This is a genomic window from Orbus hercynius, from assembly GCF_003634275.1.
GTDB classification, from domain to species: Bacteria; Pseudomonadota; Gammaproteobacteria; order Enterobacterales; family Orbaceae; genus Orbus; species Orbus hercynius.
The window spans coordinates 220,808-236,898 of the sequence record NZ_RBWY01000002.1 but is presented as its reverse complement, the minus strand read 5'-3'; the positions used below and the strand labels follow the sequence as shown (position 1 = coordinate 236,898).

Genomic DNA, 16,091 nt, shown 5'->3' with positions numbered 1-16,091 from the left:
TACGCTCAAATAAGGAGATTTATTATGGCTAAAAGTACATCTACAGCCAAGAAGGTCACACCAACTACAACTGTAAAAAAAGTAACTGAGAAAACGATTGAACAAGCGAAAAATTTACGTAAAGCTCCACTTTTATTTCCTACCGATTTAGGAGAAAAGGCATCAAAAGATATTTCGGCTGCAATGAATTCTGTATTAGCTGATGTTTTTGCACTCTATTTAAAAACCAAAAATTTTCATTGGCATGTTAGTGGCCCACACTTTCGCGATTACCATTTAATGTTTGATGATCACGGCACAGAAATCTTTGCAATGACTGATCCGATTGCAGAGCGCGTGCGTAAACTCGGCGGCACAACATTACGTTCTATTGGACATATTTCTAAATTACAAAGTATCAAAGATAACGATGCAGACTTTGTTGAACCATCAGATATGTTAGCAGAGTTATGCCAAGATAATATTACCTTAACCTCACGTTTACGTGCAGCTCACGATATCTGTGGTCAATATAATGACACTGCAACCGCAAGCCTCATTGAAGAGTGGATTAATCAGGCAGAACAACGTGCTTGGTTCTTATTTGAAACGAGTAGAAAATCAGATTCATCAGGTCATTAATTATTATTGATGATAAGTTCTCGTCACAATAGTGGCGAGGCTTTTTCTGCCTATCTCTAAAATAAAATGGAGCTTGATAATGAATAAATCGATCGCTGTATTAGTCGGTAGTCTACGTAAAGAGTCTTATAATCTAAAAGTCGCAAACACTTTAGTAAAATTAGCGCCGGCCTCCCTTAAACTAAACATTATCCAAATTGGTGATCTGCCTCTTTATAATGAAGATATTGATACCGCAACGCCACCAGCAAGCTATGCCCGGTTTAGAAATGACATCGCAGCAAGTCAAGGTGTAATATTTGTGACACCAGAATACAATCGCACCACACCTGCCGTAATTAAGAATGCGATTGATGTTGGTTCACGTCCTTATGGTAAAAGTGTGTGGTCTAAAAAGCCTGCAGCAGTAATCTCAGTCTCACAAGGTGCCATTGGCGGTTTTGGTGCTAATCATCACTTACGCCAATCATTGGTTTTTCTAGATATGCCAACCCTACAACAGCCAGAAGCTTACGTTGGTAGCGTAGCTCAATCCTTTGATGAAAAAGGTGAGATTAATGAAAAGACAAAGGCATTTCTAAAACAATTTATCGATGCCTATGCAGCTTGGTTTGAAAAAGTAAAATAGACTAATTTTGATAAAAAAAAGCACCTATCGGTGCTTTTTTTTATTTTTGAGCCTGTTTAAGTTTTTTCGCTCGCCATAAATTCAGTGCTTCTACCGCAAGAGAAAAGAACATCGCAAAGTAGATATAAGCTTTTGGTACATGAATATGTAAACTTTCTATCATTAATACCAAGCCAACCATGACTAAAAAAACAATCGCTAGCATCTTAATTGTGGGATGAGCTTCAACAAAATCACCAATAGCTCTAGCGGCAAACATCATTAACATCACCGCTATTACCACAGCTGCAATCATAATAAAAATGTGATCCGAAAGGCCCACTGCGGTAATAACCGAATCTAAACTGAAAACCATATCAAGCGCCATGATTTCAGCAATCGCCTTACAAAACGATAACTGTTTAATACTTTTACTCTCGTGATGGCCAACTGAGAGCATTTCTTTGATCTCAAGCGAACCTTTCCAAACTAAAAATGCACCACCTAAAAACAACACAATATCTCGGGCAGAGACAGCAAATACGCCAATTAACTCACTCACATCTGCTTGTGAACCCAAAAATTGCCATTGGTGAATATAAAACAACGGATGAGATAATCGAACGACCCAGGCAAGCGAGGCAAGTAATGCAATACGCATAATCATTGCCCCGCCTAATCCTAACTTGCGCCCTAAATTTTGCTGATGTTTAGGCAATCTTGCCACAACAAGAGACAGAAAAATAATATTATCAATACCCAGAATAATTTCTAAAAAAGTCAGAGTAGTTAATGCTAGCCAGGCATTAGGATCAGCTATCCATTCAAACATAATAAAAACTTTACATAATTTTGCATTTGGCTATTTTATACAATAAAATAGCGAATTGATACTAAATTTATCTATGGCGACATCTTTTTAATTATTGCCTACAACACATTGATTTCATAAATGAAAATACACCCTCGTCCAACAAGTGAAGCTGAGTTAATTCAACGCGCAGCAACCATTGCAGGATATTCATTTAAAGCTATTGCAACGCATATTGACCTGACGATTCCAAACGATCTCAGAAGGGAAAAAGGCTGGGTTGGTAAACTCATTGAACTGTACCTTGGTGCCGATGCGGGTAGTAAGGCTGAGCGCGATTTTGCCCATCTTGGTATTGAATTAAAAACCATTCCGATCAATCAACTAGGTCAACCACTCGAAACAACCTTTGTCTGCGTTGCCCCACTAACCGCCAATCACGGTATCACATGGGAAAGTAGTCATGTGAAATACAAATTAAATAAGGTACTTTGGATTCCCGTTGAGGGGGAACGTGATATTCCGCTTGCTGAAAGGCGCGTTGGTACACCAATATTATGGCAACCATCAGCTGGCGAAGAACAACAATTAAAACAAGATTGGCAAGAACTCATGGATATGATTGTTTTGGGGCAAATCGAGCAGATCACCGCCAGACAGGGAGAGGTTTTACAAATTCGTCCTAAAGCAGCAAATGGCAAAGCATTAACAACCGCCTTTAATGAATATGGCGAGCCGATTATGACTCGCCCAAGAGGGTTTTATCTCAAAAAACAATTCACGGCCCAAATATTAAACAACTATCTAAACCAAGTAACGCAGCAAAATTAATCAATATCTAAAATGAGAATTTTGGAGTTCCTTTGATAGTTATAAAGCTGTTTTTTCTTAATGGGTAAGTTATCGACTTGTGCAGGAATAAATCCCTTTTCTCTAAACCAATGAATACTGCGTGTGGTTAAGACAAATAGCTGGCTGATTTTCATTTTTTGTGCTTGCTCAATCAATTTATCAAGCAGCATATCCCCCCTAGCCGAGCTACGATATTCTGGATGGATAGCAACACAAGCCATTTCGGCCATACCCTCCTCAAGATAAGGATACAGTGCTGCGCAGCCAATCGTTGTGCTATCACGCTCAATAATGGTAAATTTATCAATTTCCATCTCAAGTTGCTCACGTGAACGGCGTACGAGAATCCCTTGTTCTTCAAGTGGTCGAATCAGTTCTAAAATACCACCAATATCATCAATGGTTGCTTTACGAATTTGTTCTGAATGCTCCACCGCAACTTGTGTACCAATACCATCTCGCGAGAAAAGCTCTTGTAATATCGCACCATCCACTAAATAACTGACCAAATGGCAACGATAGACATTATTACGACATGCACGTGATGCCACGCGTAAGAAACGAATATCACTAGATAAATACTGATCCTTGCTCATACGCTCTTTAACGTAATTATCAGCGTCATTGGGGAACAGATCTGTAATGACATTCCCATCGCTATCTAAAATACCTTGTTCTGCACAAAAACTAATTAACTTATCTGCTTTTATCTTGATCGCCACTTCCGCCGCCACATCTTCAGATGATAAATTAAAACTTTCGCCGGTAACAGATACCGCAACAGGGCCAAGCAGCACAATCGAACCGTGATTAAGTTGTTCATTAATCGCATCACAATTAATACGGCGAATCTTACCAGTATGGCAATAATCAATACCATCATCCACACCTAATGGTTGTGCAATCACAAAGTTACCACTCACCACATTAATATGTGATCCTTGTAATGGGGTATTATTCAAACTCATCGATAAACTCGCGGTGATATTAAGCTGCAATAAACCGGTCACTTGTTTAACGACCTCTAGGGTTCTGGCGTCAGTGACTCGAGTGTATTTATGATATTTTGGCTCAATATGTAAACTCTGCAACGCATCATCGATTTGATTTCTGGCACCATTGATGATAACTAACTTGATACCTAAACTATGTAACAATCCTAAATCATTAATAATGTTTGCATAATTATGGCTTTTCAACGTTGCACCAGTTAATAAAATAACAAAAGTTTTGCCTTGATGTGCATTGATATAAGGCACCGAATGCCTTAAGCCTTTGACTAATTCTGTTGTGCGCTCTTTCATCTTGACTCAAATACCTAAAAATGAATAAATATGCAGTATTTATGTATTTTTATTTATTTTTTAGCAAATGGCAAGCAATTTTATGCAAATAAATGACATAATCACTCTCTACAATAGAATACAAAAAATAGCGGCGATAAATACGAAAATCAAAGAGGCGAGAAATTGATTGCCGTCGCAAAAAAAGCCAGATATCAGAATACCATTATCCTGACTCTCACAGTTTTTACGCTAGCAATCACTACATAGTAAAAAATTACTCGACGGTTACTGACTTCGCTAAGTTTCTTGGTTGATCAACATCCGTGCCTTTAATTAACGCAACATGATAAGCCAGTAATTGCGTTGGCACAGTATAGTAGATCGGCGCCGTCAACTCTTCAATATGCGGCAGAGAAATCACGGTCATCGTATCATCACTGACAAAACCAGCATTTTCCTCTGCGAAGACATAAAGTTGCCCGCCTCGTGCCCTGACTTCCTCAATATTTGATCGGAGCTTTTCTTGTAAATCATTCGTTGGTGCCATGACAATTACCGGCATTTCTTTATCGATAAGTGCAAGTGGACCATGCTTAAGTTCACCCGCGGCATAAGCTTCGGCATGAATATAAGAGATCTCTTTCAGTTTTAATGCCGCTTCCATCGCAATCGGATATTCATCACCGCGGCCAAGGAACAACGCATGGTGTTTATCGACGAAGCGTGTTGCTAATTTTTCAATTTGGTTCTCAAACATTAATACTTGTTCAATACGACTCGGTAGAGCTTGTAAAGCATGAACAATTGCTTTTTCAGTTTGATCCGACATGCCATGAACACGGCCTAATTTAGCAACTAACATTAACAGCACTGTTAGCTGAGTGGTAAATGCTTTCGTCGAGGCAACACCCACTTCGGCGCCCGCTTTCGTTAATAGCACTAACTCAGCTTCACGAACCAATGTTGAAGCAGCAACATTACAAACCGCTAAGGTACTCAAATAACCTAACTCTTGGGCTAAACGTAACGCGGCTAATGTATCCGCCGTTTCACCAGATTGTGATAAGGTAATAAATAAGCTATTTTTACGACGAGCCGGTTTACGATAACGAAATTCAGAAGCGATCTCAACATCACATGGAATACCTGCTAACGCTTCAAACCAGTAACGAGAAACTAATCCCGCATTATAAGCTGTGCCACAAGCAACAATTTGAATGTGCTCAACTTTTGCTAAAATAGCATCACTATGCTCACCGAGCTCGGACACATCAATAAGACCATGTTTAATACGGCCTTCAAGCGTGTTTTTAATCGCGTTAGGCTGTTCATAAATCTCTTTTTGCATGTAATGGCGATAGCCTGCTTTATCACCAGCATCATATTTGGCATCAGACTCAACTTCTTTACGTGCAACGGGCTGATTAGCTTTATCAAGAATCGTGACTTTACGATGCGTAATTTCCGCAATATCCCCCTCCTCTAAGAAAATAAAGCGGCGGGTGACTGGAAGTAATGCAAGCTGATCGGATGCGATAAAGTTTTCACCAACGCCAAGCCCAATCACTAATGGACTACCTGAACGGGCTGCCACCAAAATATCAGGGTTACGGCTATCCATAATAACCGTACCATAAGCCCCTTTTAACTGCGGAATCACTTTCTGCACGGCGTCAAAGAGCGAGCACTGTAATTGCGTAATAGTATAATGCACTAAATGTGCAATAACCTCGGTATCCGTCTCAGAGCGAAATTGATATCCCTTGGCAATGAGTGTTTCACGCAAAGGCTCAAAATTTTCAATAATACCATTGTGCACAACAGCAATAAAATCAGAGACATGTGGATGAGCATTGAGTTCTGTTGGTTCACCATGTGTCGCCCAACGAGTATGTGCAATCCCAGTTGAACCGGCTAGTGGGTTTTCCTGCACTGCATCACGCAAAACTTGTACTTTACCCACTCGTCTGATGCGTTGTAATTCACCTTGTGGTGAAATAATCGCAACACCCGCTGAATCGTAACCACGATACTCCAATCGTTTTAAACCTTCTAACAAGATTTCAGCAATATCTCGCTTTGCTATTGCACCTACAATTCCACACATATTTAGTTCCTTAGCATTCAATCATTTCTTTTGTTTGAGTGGACGTTTCCAGTTAGCAATCTGTTTTTGCTTAACACGGCTAACCACTAGCTCATTTTCAGCCACATCATTGGTGACAGTTGTCCCGGCAGCGATTGTTGCACCTTTAGCAATTTTTACTGGCGCAATCAGCTGGCTATCCGAACCGACAAACACATCATCCTCGATCACTGTTTGAAATTTATTCGCACCATCATAATTACACGTAATCGTGCCGGCACCAATATTCACATTATCGCCAATTTCGCTATCACCTAAATACGTTAAGTGGCCAGCTTTAGTTCCTTTGCCTAAATGGGCTTTTTTCAGCTCGACAAAATTACCGATATGGGCTTTTTCATCTAGTTTACAGCCGGGTCTTACTCGAGCAAAAGGCCCAACAGTGCAGGCTTTAGCGATAACAGAATTTTCAATAATACTGTAAGGACTAATTTCACAGTCATCATCAATCACACAGTTTTTTAATATACATCCAGCGCCGATATATACCCGATTACCTAAATTAACCGAGCCTTCAATAATCACATTACTATCGATCACCACATCCATGCCATGTACAAGCTCACCGCGTAAATCAAAACGGCTCGGATCACGTAATGTTACTCCGGCAAGTAGCAGTTTGTCGGCAAGATTACGTTGGTAAGTTCGCTCCAAATGAGCAAGCTGCATACGATTATTCACCCCTTCTATTTCGTAAACATGAAGGGGATGCGTCGCTTTAATCTCACACCCATCTTGGTGCGCAAAATCAATAACATCAGTTAAATAGAATTCTTGTTGGGCATTATGATTGGTAATTTTACTCAGCCAATGCTTAAGTTGTTTACCTTGAGCGAGCATGATACCTGTATTAATTTCTGTAATCGCTTGTTGCTCGGCAGTGGCATCTTTTTGCTCAACAATCGCCGTAATTTCATCATTATTTCGGACAATGCGACCATACCCCGTCGGATCAGCTAACATTGCCGTTAACAACGAGATACCATTGGCAGGCTTATTGTTAATGAGATCTTGTAGGGTTTTTACCGCAATCAATGGCGTGTCGGCATAAAGAATTAACACATCTTCGTCATCTTGTAGATAAGGCACAGCTTGTAAAACCGCGTGAGCGGTACCAAGCTGTTGCTCTTGTAATACTAGCTGAACGTTTTGACCCTGTAATGCAGTAGCAAGCTGCTCTTTACCATGACCATAGATAACATAAATATTGTCTACCTTAAGTGATTCAACCGTATCAACCACATGTTGTAGCATCGATTTATGCCCAATTTTATGTAACACTTTGGGAAGTTGTGAATACATCCTGGTGCCTTTACCGGCAGCAAGAATCACAGCGCTTAATTTAGACATCATCATAATCGCATAAAAAATAATACGGTTACTATAATAAAAGACTGCATCGATAACAATGTAAATCAATTTGATTTGATTAATTTTTACATCAAAATAAGTATTAGGATATAATCTTAAATATTACGTCACAATATCATTGGAAATAATATGCAACTAAAAAATGATCGATACTTGCGCGCACTACAGTGCCAACCCGTTGATTGCACTCCTGTATGGATGATGCGCCAGGCTGGCCGCTATTTACCAGAGTACCGCCAACTCAGAGCAAAGGCTGGCGATTTTATGACGATGTGCAAAAATCCGGAGCTCGCATGTGAAGCAACACTACAGCCCCTGCGCCGCTTTGATCTTGATGCTGCAATTATCTTCTCTGATATCCTAACAATTCCAGATGCAATGGGATTAGGTTTATACTTTGAACAAGGTGAAGGACCTAAATTTCAACGCAATATCACCAGTCTTGCCGATATTGAGGCTTTACCGATTCCAGATCCGGAGTTAGAACTCGCTTATGTCACCGATGCAATCCGCTTAACCCGTCAATCACTACAAGGTAAAGTGCCTTTAATTGGTTTCGCAGGTAGTCCATGGACACTCGCAACTTACATGGTTGAAGGCGGAAGCAGTAAAACATTCGGTAAAATCAAAAAAATGCTTTATAGCGATCCCGCCGCTTTGCATTTATTGCTTGATAAGCTTGCAGATAGTGTTGCGTTATACCTCAATGCCCAAATACAAGCTGGTGCACAGTCGATTATGATATTTGATTCATGGGGCGGCGCATTAAGCCATCGCAGCTACGTGGAGTTTTCGCTGCAGTATATGCAAAAAATTCTGGCCGCCTTACAGCGAGGACAACGCGGCACTCAATATACACCCGAATATGTCCCTGTCACGCTGTTTACCAAAGGCGGCGGTCTATGGCTTGATAAAATTATGGCCACGGGATGTGACGCAGTAGGGGTCGACTGGACCGTTGATTTAAGCACTTTACCAAAAGGGCATACCGCGATACAAGGTAATTTAGATCCAACTATTTTATATGCTGATAAAACAACGATTGAGCAAAATACGGCATTAATTTTAAAAGAGTTCGGACCTCATAACGGTCATGTATTTAATTTAGGACATGGTATTAACCAAGACACGCCGATTGCAAGCGTAGAAACCCTGATTAACGCCGTACACCAATTTTCCAAAAGAGAAGTATAATAGAGAATTAGCATGATTAAAAATCCAATCCACCTACGCTTAGAAAAACTAGCAACTTGGCAACTCAGGTTATTCATGGTGTGCCTATGCGAACGAATGTATCCCAATTTTGCACTTTACTGTCGACAGACAGACTCTGAAGCGGCGACAAAATACCAATCGATTCTAGCACTAAACTGGGAAACGTTATTAGTTAAAAAAAGCAAAATCAATTTTGATAGCCAACTCGAAAAACTAGAAGAGATCATTCCCTCTGTCAATGAACAAAGTCCATATAGTATTTATCCGGCACTTGATGCGTGTGAGGCGTTAAGTGAGCTACTGCATTCGTACCTTAGCGGTGAAGAATTAGTTAAACACGCCATCGCCATTAGCCAAATATCATTAAAAACTATTGTTGAACTCGAAATGGCTAAAAATGATAACAACTTGACCCAAGCGGCACTGGAAAAATGCCAACCAGTACTCGATGAGCTCGATATACAATGGGACATATACCGTTTACTCAAGGATGAAGAACAACTCAACATTACCTTGATCAAAGGATTAAAAAACGACTTGCAGGAAGAGCCCATCAGCAATATTGGTGTTTTTTTAACCGATTAAACGCAGTGAAAGTAAATTTTTACAAATTTTTGAAAAATTTTACTTTAATCTTCTCTAAATATAGTCTACATTTAGACACAATGAGTATGTGTTCAGCCACATTATTTCAATCAACAATAAATATTATGTAAGGATATGTTCATGAATAAGACAGAACTTGTAGATGCGATTGCAGCTAAAGCTAACATCACTAAAGTTGCAGCAAAAACGGCTCTTGAAGCAACGTTAGCAGCTGTATCTGAATCACTTGAGAAAGGTGATGCAGTTCAACTAGTTGGTTTTGGTACTTTCAAAGTAAACAGCCGTAAAGCACGTACTGGTCGCAACCCTAAAACTGGTAAAGAAATCAAAATCGCAGCAACTAAAGTTCCAGCGTTTGTTGCAGGTAAAGGTTTAAAAGACGCAGTTAAATAATTTATATTCGCTAATTGTAGCTGATAATTATTCTAATTGAATTAGTCAGGATTTTAGGTCAAATTATTAAATAATTTGACCTTTTTGTTTTATTAAGCACTATATCTTTAATTATTTATCACATAACATTGATAAAAAAAGCGGCTAATGCCGCTTTTTTACTTTGATTTTATTTAACTGGTCGCATTGCTGGGAACAAAATAACATCGCGAATAGTATGACTATTAGTGAAAAGCATCACGCTGCGATCGATACCAATACCAAGCCCTGCTGTTGGCGGTAAGCCATGCTCAAGTGCCGTAACATAGTCTTCATCATAAAACATCGCTTCATCATCGCCTGAATCTTTTTGTTTAACCTGATCAGCAAAGCGCTCTGCTTGATCTTCAGCATCATTGAGTTCTGAGAAACCATTACCAATTTCACGTCCACCAATAAAAAATTCAAAACGATCCGTCACAAATGGGTTGTCATCATTACGACGTGCCAGAGGAGATACTTCAGCTGGATACTCAGTAATAAAGGTTGGTTGAATTAAATTCGCTTCGGCAACTTCTTCAAAAATTTCAGTTACTACGCGACCTAATCCCCAAGATTTTTCAACCTCAATACCGACTGTTTTTGCAACTGCACAAGCTTTATCAAAATCATCGAGATCGGCATTGTTTGTTTCTGGTCGATAATGGCAAATTGCTTCACGCATCGTCATTTTAATAAATGGTTTACCAAAATCAAAGCTATGCTCACCATACTGAACCACTGGTGAACCTGTTGTCACCACCGCTAAACGGCGGAATAATGTTTCAGTAAGAATAATAAGATCTTTATAATCAGCATAAGCCATATAAAGCTCCATCATCGTAAACTCGGGGTTATGCCGAGGTGATACACCTTCATTACGGAAGTTACGGTTGATTTCATAAACGCGTTCAAAACCACCCACAACTAATCGTTTAAGATAAAGCTCAGGTGCAATGCGCAAGTACATATCTAAATCAAGCGCATTATGATGAGTAATAAATGGCTTAGCTGATGCACCGCCAGGAATGACTTGCATCATCGGTGTTTCAACTTCCATAAAGTGCTGCTCAGCCATAAATTGACGAATTTCAGCCACAATTTGCGAACGGACTTTAAATGTCGCACGAGATTCTTCATTGGTAATCAAATCAAGATAACGTTGACGGTAACGCGTCTCTTGATCCGCTAAACCATGGAATTTGTCCGGTAGCGGTCTAAGGGCTTTAGTTAATAATCGAATTTCTTCACAATGAATCGATAACTCACCGGTTTTGGTTTTAAACAGATAACCTTTAGCAGCAATAATATCGCCTAAGTCCCATTTTTTAAATTGTTCGTTGTATAGCCCTTCCGGTAAATCATCACGTGTCACATAAAGCTGAATTTGGCCACCAACATCTTGTAATGATACAAACGATGCTTTACCCATAATTCGGCGCATCATCATTCGTCCTGCAACAGCAACATAAATTTTTGATTCAACAAGTTCTTCGTTCGTCTTCTCGCCATATTTCTCATGTAATTGGTTAGAAATCGCATCACGACGAAAATCATTAGGGAATGCAATACCTTGTTCACGAATCTGTACAAGCTTTTCACGACGAGTTTTCAGTTCATTATTTAACTCTTCTAAGCTATTTTGAATTTGATCTTGAGTTTCTGTTGACATGGTTTTTACCTTAAATTAACTATTTATAATCCAGCTTTTAAGCTTTCTTCAATGAATTGATCTAAATCACCATCCAAGACGGCTTGTGTATTACGTGTTTCCACGCCAGTTCGTAAATCTTTGATTCGAGAATCATCCAAAACATAAGAACGTATCTGGCTGCCCCAACCGATATCCGATTTATTCTCTTCCATCTGTTGCTTCTCGGCATTTTTCTTGTGCATTTCAAGCTCATACAATTTTGCTTTCAACTGTTTCATTGCTTGATCTTTATTGCTGTGTTGTGAACGATTATTCTGGCATTGCGTCACAATGCCGGTTGGAATGTGCGTAATTCGAACAGCTGATTCAGTCTTATTAACATGCTGCCCTCCGGCACCTGACGCGCGGTAAACATCAATACGTAAATCTACCGGATTAATTTCAATATCAATATCATCATCGACTTCAGGATAGACAAATACTGACGCAAACGAAGTATGCCGACGATTACCTGAGTCAAAAGGGCTTTTGCGGACTAAACGATGAACCCCGGTTTCGGTGCGTAACCAACCATAAGCATAGTCACCCGCAATACGAATTGTGGCTGATTTAATACCAGCAACATCGCCATCGGAGATCTCCATCACTTCCGTGGTAAATGAACGTGATTCAGCCCAGCGCAAATACATGCGTAATAGCATTTCAGCCCAATCTTGAGCTTCCGTACCACCTGAACCGGATTGAATATCCAAATAACAATCAGCACTATCATATTGACCCGCAAACATGCGACAAAATTCTAGTTTATCGAGTTTTTTTTCGAGTTCAATTAGTTCGAAATTTGTTTCATCAAATGTATCTTGATCTTCCGCCTCAATAGCTAGCTCTAATAGCTCTGCTACATCATCTAGACCTTGAATAAGTGAGTCGATGGTACTGACGATTTCTTCAAGCGCTACTCGCTCTTTGCCGAGTGATTGCGCTTTTTCTGGATTAGACCAAACATCCGCCTGTTCGAGTTCACCGTTAACTTCCTCAAGACGCTCTTTCTTCTCTTCATAGTCAAAGGTACCCCCGGATAACCGCTGTACGTTCTGTTAGTTCTACAATTTTACTTCTGACTGGATTAATTTCAAACATAATACTCAATTTAAATCGTGTTATATTAGGCCTTATTTTAACGAAATATGAATAAATAATACAGATAATTAACGCGAATAAACAAGATTATTATCAAGATCGATACCATTAAACTCATCTTATTACATTGAATATTTTCAGTTAATGGTATTTATTAACACCAGAAATACCGTTAATCTATTTTGCGACGTTACCGGCAATATTGAGTACATCCCAGGTTCTTGCAAAAGGCGGAGCATAAATAAAATCCATAAAGCCAAGCTGTTCAACAGTTAGTTTTGCATAAATCGCCACGGCTAATGCATCAACACGGTGAACACTCCCACCTAAATAGGCACCGCAAATTTGCCCGCCCAATAATACTCGCGAAACTTTATCGTAAATAAGCTTAACCCAAATATCTGTTTGTGGTTGCACATAGTCTGTGTGATTTTTATCTTTGACAAAAACAACACCATAATCGATATTATTGTGCTTAGCCTCTTCTTCAGTAATTCCCGTACGGCCCGCTTCAAAGTCAAAAATACGGATGCCACTCGAGCCAAGCGTGCCAATGAATTGGCTATTATGACCAGCCATTACATCGCCCACTAAGCGGCCTAATTTATTGGCGGTGGTCGCAAGCGGAATAAAAGTATTACCCAAAATACAATGCACAACCGTCGCACAATCGCCAGCCGCATAGACATCAACAATATTAGTGCGACACGCATTGTCGATAATAATCGCCCCTTGGGGGGTTAATTCAATACCACTTTGCTTTAAAAAGGCCGTGTTTGGCTTAAAGCCTGTTGCTACAATAACCAGATCAGCAAGGTAGCTATTTTTATTCGTGACAACCGCTGTGACTTTACCATTGTCACTCAGAATGCTATTTACCGCTTCTTCAGTTCTTAAATTAACCCCATTTTTGACCAACTCTTGCTGCAATAATGTTGTGATTTGCTCATCAAAAGCTTTATTTAAAATACGCGGTGCAAATTCAACGAGGGTAACATTTTTACCTTGATGTCTCAATGCTTCAGCCGCTTCAAGCCCAATAAAACCACCACCAATAATTACCACGTTTTCGGTATGATCTAGCGCATTGACAATTCTTTTTGCATCATCGCGTGAATGCATTGTCATCACATTTTGCACATCCAAGCCATTCACTGGCGGACGAGAGGGCGATGCACCAACAGCAATTAATAGCTTGTCATACACAAACTCAACCTGTTTTTTATCGCTAAGATGATGACTTATTACCGTTTTATGCTTTATATCAATCTCAATCGCTTCATGCTGTAACTTAATATCAATGCCTAATTTTATAAAATCCTGATAAGGCCTAGCGGTCATTTGTTCAATATCAGTAAATTCCCCAGCCACATAGTATGGAATACCACATGAACCAAACGAAACAACCTCACTTTTTTCTAGCACGGTGATTTTTGCATTTTTATCACACTTCAAAATTCGCACAGCAGCAGAAAGCCCTGCGGCATTGGCACCTAAAATTAAATAATTCATTTACACTCCTTAACCACCGAATATATCAATGCAATTTAAATTCTTGTCATCACCCATTTAACGCTAAGATAGCTCATCTAAGCTATCAAGCCCCGCTTGTGGATCATTAAACACATCCATATCCATTGTGCCAACTTCACGGTCAGTCGCAACTGCAGAGGCCATTGTTCCAGATACATTAGCAACGGTTCTTGCCATATCAATAATAGGATCGATTGCCAACACAATACCAATTAAAGCAAAAGACTCGGCCATGCCCATACCCGATAAAACAATTGTCGCAGCAACCGTTGCTGTTCCCGGTATACCCGCAATTCCAATTGAGCCAATTACCACCACAATGAGCATCATAATATAAAATTGTACCCCAGTTTCGATGCCAATCATATGTGCAACCATAACTGCAATCATTGCCGGAAAAAAACCGGCACAGCCGTTCATACCCATGGTACTACCTAATGAGCCGACTAAATTCGCCGTACCACTGTTTACACCCATCCGATTGGTCAAGGTTGAAATGGTCATTGGTAAAGTACCAATCGATGAGCGGCTGGTAAAGGCAAGTAACCATGTACTGAAAGCTTTTCGGATAAACATAACCGGAGGCACACCATGGATAGCAATAATCACAATATGAACAACCAACATCACAAGCATAGCAATGTAAATTGCTAAGACAAAACTAGATACATCGATAATTGCTGGGATACCATTCGAAACAATAGTGCGTGCAAGTAACGCAACAACAGCAAAAGGCATATATTTAATGATAGTCATTGTCACCGACATCACGATTTTATATAAACCTTGAATTAAATTTTTAAATACCCCAATAATTTCGGGATTTTTCTTTTCCATTCGATTGGCCGCAATACCAAGTAAAGCAGAAAAGATCACCAAACCAACAATATTTTCGGTATTCATTGCGGTGATAATATTACTTGGAATTAAACGTAGTAGCGTATCAACTAAATTAGTATAGGTTTTGGCTTGAGCAACAACCGAAGTACTTGAGGTACTCGCACCCAAATTAAATATATTTGCTAATAGCGCACCTAATACACAAGCAATTGCGGTTGTAAACAATAACCAAAAAATACCTCTAAATGCGATTTTAGGTAAGTTTTCTTTACCCGCAAAATCAATAATCACTTTGACAATAGAAACAAAAATCAATGGAATAACGAGCATGCGGATAAATGCAATAAAGGCATTACCAACAAGCCCATACCATATACTGATTTCATTCATCCACACTGAAGATGTAGTTGGAAAACCGCCAAATGCTTGAATTGATAATCCTAAAATAGCCCCCAAGATCAACGCAACAACCATTCTTAATGAAAAAGAATATTTTTTATTTTGTAATTGCTTCAAAACAAAAAAACAAATTAAAATCGCAACAATACCTACTAGTGTTTGATAATGAGTAATAGATAAAAATCTATCAAAAAAAGTTCCTTCTAACATCGCAGATGAATTCATAGAATTATCCCCTTATTTAATGTATAAATAATTCGAAAATGGTGACTACGATAATCATTTCGAATATCAACCATACTGGAAATTTCGATATAAGCCAGCCTGTAAACAACACTTTCTTTGTTTTGCTATAATGTATGCCATAAAAGCAATAAGCACAAATAGCTATTTCCATATTAATATAATAGGAATTGGATTATCGACAGGCTAATTTGCTTAATTAGTGAGAAATATTATCAGTATAATTTGAATAATCTGATAGTTTAACAGCGTAAAACCACGCAAATTCTCAATGGCTTGCAGCATATGACTCTGCATGAGATAACCGTGAGATTAAATATCTGCAAATGGTACCAAGATAGTGATACTTTGCTAAA

The 16,091-nt window shown here is 39.2% G+C and carries 14 protein-coding genes; 6 read left to right on the top strand and 8 right to left on the bottom strand.

All coding sequences use genetic code 11. The features are described 5' to 3' along the window. The first annotated feature begins 24 nt into the window (after nucleotides 1-24). Together DES39_RS06625 and DES39_RS06620 are read left to right on the top strand one after the other, a co-directional pair. Nucleotides 25-621, top strand: a complete 597-nt coding sequence (locus DES39_RS06625; RefSeq protein WP_121145004.1) for a Dps family protein — start codon at nucleotides 25-27, stop codon at nucleotides 619-621. Nucleotides 622-700: 79 nt separating this feature from the next. Continuing rightward, a complete protein-coding gene (locus DES39_RS06620) occupies nucleotides 701-1,249 on the top strand; it encodes an NADPH-dependent FMN reductase (protein WP_121145003.1) in 549 nt (182 codons plus the stop codon). A gap of 40 nt (nucleotides 1,250-1,289) precedes the next feature. On the opposite strand, the gene DES39_RS06615 is transcribed toward DES39_RS06620, so the two are convergent. Beyond that, the gene (locus tag DES39_RS06615) at nucleotides 1,290-2,060 is read right to left on the bottom strand and encodes a TerC family protein (RefSeq protein WP_121145002.1); all 771 of its coding nucleotides are present in this window, start codon (nucleotides 2,058-2,060) and stop codon (nucleotides 1,290-1,292) included. A gap of 120 nt (nucleotides 2,061-2,180) precedes the next feature. Between DES39_RS06615 and mutH the strand changes: the two genes are divergently transcribed. Continuing rightward, entirely contained in the window at nucleotides 2,181-2,870 is a 690-nt protein-coding gene (mutH, locus tag DES39_RS06610; protein ID WP_121145001.1) for a DNA mismatch repair endonuclease MutH, read from the top strand. Here the strand turns inward: mutH and argA are convergent. The 3 genes from argA to glmU all read right to left on the bottom strand — a co-directional run bounded on the left by argA (nucleotide 2,867) and on the right by glmU (nucleotide 7,679). After that, nucleotides 2,867-4,195, bottom strand: coding sequence for an amino-acid N-acetyltransferase (gene argA, locus DES39_RS06605; protein WP_121145000.1), 1,329 nt, complete (start codon nucleotides 4,193-4,195; stop codon nucleotides 2,867-2,869). The two genes, mutH and argA, sit on opposite strands and share 4 nt — an antisense overlap. 256 nt (nucleotides 4,196-4,451) lie before the next feature. After that, the gene (glmS, locus tag DES39_RS06600) at nucleotides 4,452-6,284 is read right to left on the bottom strand and encodes a glutamine--fructose-6-phosphate transaminase (isomerizing) (RefSeq protein ID WP_121144999.1); all 1,833 of its coding nucleotides are present in this window, start codon (nucleotides 6,282-6,284) and stop codon (nucleotides 4,452-4,454) included. A gap of 21 nt (nucleotides 6,285-6,305) precedes the next feature. Beyond that, on the bottom strand, nucleotides 6,306-7,679 hold the full coding sequence (gene glmU / locus DES39_RS06595; RefSeq protein WP_121145186.1) for a bifunctional UDP-N-acetylglucosamine diphosphorylase/glucosamine-1-phosphate N-acetyltransferase GlmU: 1,374 nt from the start codon (nucleotides 7,677-7,679) through the stop codon (nucleotides 6,306-6,308). A gap of 144 nt (nucleotides 7,680-7,823) precedes the next feature. Here glmU and hemE point away from each other — a divergent pair, with 144 nt between their 5' ends. The 3 genes from hemE to DES39_RS06580 all read left to right on the top strand — a co-directional run bounded on the left by hemE (nucleotide 7,824) and on the right by DES39_RS06580 (nucleotide 9,908). Then, on the top strand, nucleotides 7,824-8,888 hold the full coding sequence (hemE, locus tag DES39_RS06590; RefSeq protein ID WP_121144998.1) for a uroporphyrinogen decarboxylase: 1,065 nt from the start codon (nucleotides 7,824-7,826) through the stop codon (nucleotides 8,886-8,888). 12 nt (nucleotides 8,889-8,900) lie between these two features. Continuing rightward, the gene (locus DES39_RS06585) at nucleotides 8,901-9,494 is read left to right on the top strand and encodes a YjaG family protein (protein ID WP_121144997.1); all 594 of its coding nucleotides are present in this window, start codon (nucleotides 8,901-8,903) and stop codon (nucleotides 9,492-9,494) included. 141 nt (nucleotides 9,495-9,635) lie between these two features. After that, on the top strand, nucleotides 9,636-9,908 hold the full coding sequence (locus DES39_RS06580; RefSeq protein ID WP_121144996.1) for an HU family DNA-binding protein: 273 nt from the start codon (nucleotides 9,636-9,638) through the stop codon (nucleotides 9,906-9,908). A gap of 169 nt (nucleotides 9,909-10,077) precedes the next feature. On the opposite strand, the gene lysS is transcribed toward DES39_RS06580, so the two are convergent. The 4 genes from lysS to DES39_RS06560 all read right to left on the bottom strand — a co-directional run bounded on the left by lysS (nucleotide 10,078) and on the right by DES39_RS06560 (nucleotide 15,717). Beyond that, on the bottom strand, nucleotides 10,078-11,598 hold the full coding sequence (gene lysS, locus DES39_RS06575; protein WP_121144995.1) for a lysine--tRNA ligase: 1,521 nt from the start codon (nucleotides 11,596-11,598) through the stop codon (nucleotides 10,078-10,080). Between the two features lie 23 nt (nucleotides 11,599-11,621). Further along, nucleotides 11,622-12,720, bottom strand: a protein-coding gene (gene prfB, locus DES39_RS06570; RefSeq protein ID WP_121144994.1) for a peptide chain release factor 2 whose coding sequence is annotated in 2 segments (ribosomal slippage) — nucleotides 11,622-12,644 and nucleotides 12,646-12,720 — 1,098 coding nt in all. Because the reading frame shifts where the segments join, the coding sequence is not laid out codon by codon here. 177 nt (nucleotides 12,721-12,897) lie between these two features. After that, a complete protein-coding gene (locus DES39_RS06565; RefSeq protein ID WP_121144993.1) occupies nucleotides 12,898-14,232 on the bottom strand; it encodes a CoA-disulfide reductase in 1,335 nt (444 codons plus the stop codon). 63 nt (nucleotides 14,233-14,295) lie between these two features. Further along, the gene (locus DES39_RS06560) at nucleotides 14,296-15,717 is read right to left on the bottom strand and encodes a cation:dicarboxylate symporter family transporter (protein ID WP_121144992.1); all 1,422 of its coding nucleotides are present in this window, start codon (nucleotides 15,715-15,717) and stop codon (nucleotides 14,296-14,298) included. Between the last annotated feature and the right edge of the window lie 374 nt (nucleotides 15,718-16,091).

What these genes read in the sequence shown, in the direction of transcription:
- glmU (WP_121145186.1), bottom strand. Translation starts at nt 7,679, where the DNA reads ATGATGATGTCTAAATTAAGCGCTGTGATTCTTGCTGCCGGTAAAGGC.
- DES39_RS06615 (WP_121145002.1), bottom strand. Translation starts at nt 2,060, where the DNA reads ATGTTTGAATGGATAGCTGATCCTAATGCCTGGCTAGCATTAACTACT.
- DES39_RS06585 (WP_121144997.1), top strand. Translation starts at nt 8,901, where the DNA reads ATGATTAAAAATCCAATCCACCTACGCTTAGAAAAACTAGCAACTTGG.
- DES39_RS06620 (WP_121145003.1), top strand. Translation starts at nt 701, where the DNA reads ATGAATAAATCGATCGCTGTATTAGTCGGTAGTCTACGTAAAGAGTCT.
- lysS (WP_121144995.1), bottom strand. Translation starts at nt 11,598, where the DNA reads ATGTCAACAGAAACTCAAGATCAAATTCAAAATAGCTTAGAAGAGTTA.
- argA (WP_121145000.1), bottom strand. Translation starts at nt 4,195, where the DNA reads ATGAAAGAGCGCACAACAGAATTAGTCAAAGGCTTAAGGCATTCGGTG.
- mutH (WP_121145001.1), top strand. Translation starts at nt 2,181, where the DNA reads ATGAAAATACACCCTCGTCCAACAAGTGAAGCTGAGTTAATTCAACGC.
- DES39_RS06625 (WP_121145004.1), top strand. Translation starts at nt 25, where the DNA reads ATGGCTAAAAGTACATCTACAGCCAAGAAGGTCACACCAACTACAACT.
- DES39_RS06560 (WP_121144992.1), bottom strand. Translation starts at nt 15,717, where the DNA reads ATGAATTCATCTGCGATGTTAGAAGGAACTTTTTTTGATAGATTTTTA.
- glmS (WP_121144999.1), bottom strand. Translation starts at nt 6,284, where the DNA reads ATGTGTGGAATTGTAGGTGCAATAGCAAAGCGAGATATTGCTGAAATC.
- DES39_RS06565 (WP_121144993.1), bottom strand. Translation starts at nt 14,232, where the DNA reads ATGAATTATTTAATTTTAGGTGCCAATGCCGCAGGGCTTTCTGCTGCT.
- hemE (WP_121144998.1), top strand. Translation starts at nt 7,824, where the DNA reads ATGCAACTAAAAAATGATCGATACTTGCGCGCACTACAGTGCCAACCC.
- DES39_RS06580 (WP_121144996.1), top strand. Translation starts at nt 9,636, where the DNA reads ATGAATAAGACAGAACTTGTAGATGCGATTGCAGCTAAAGCTAACATC.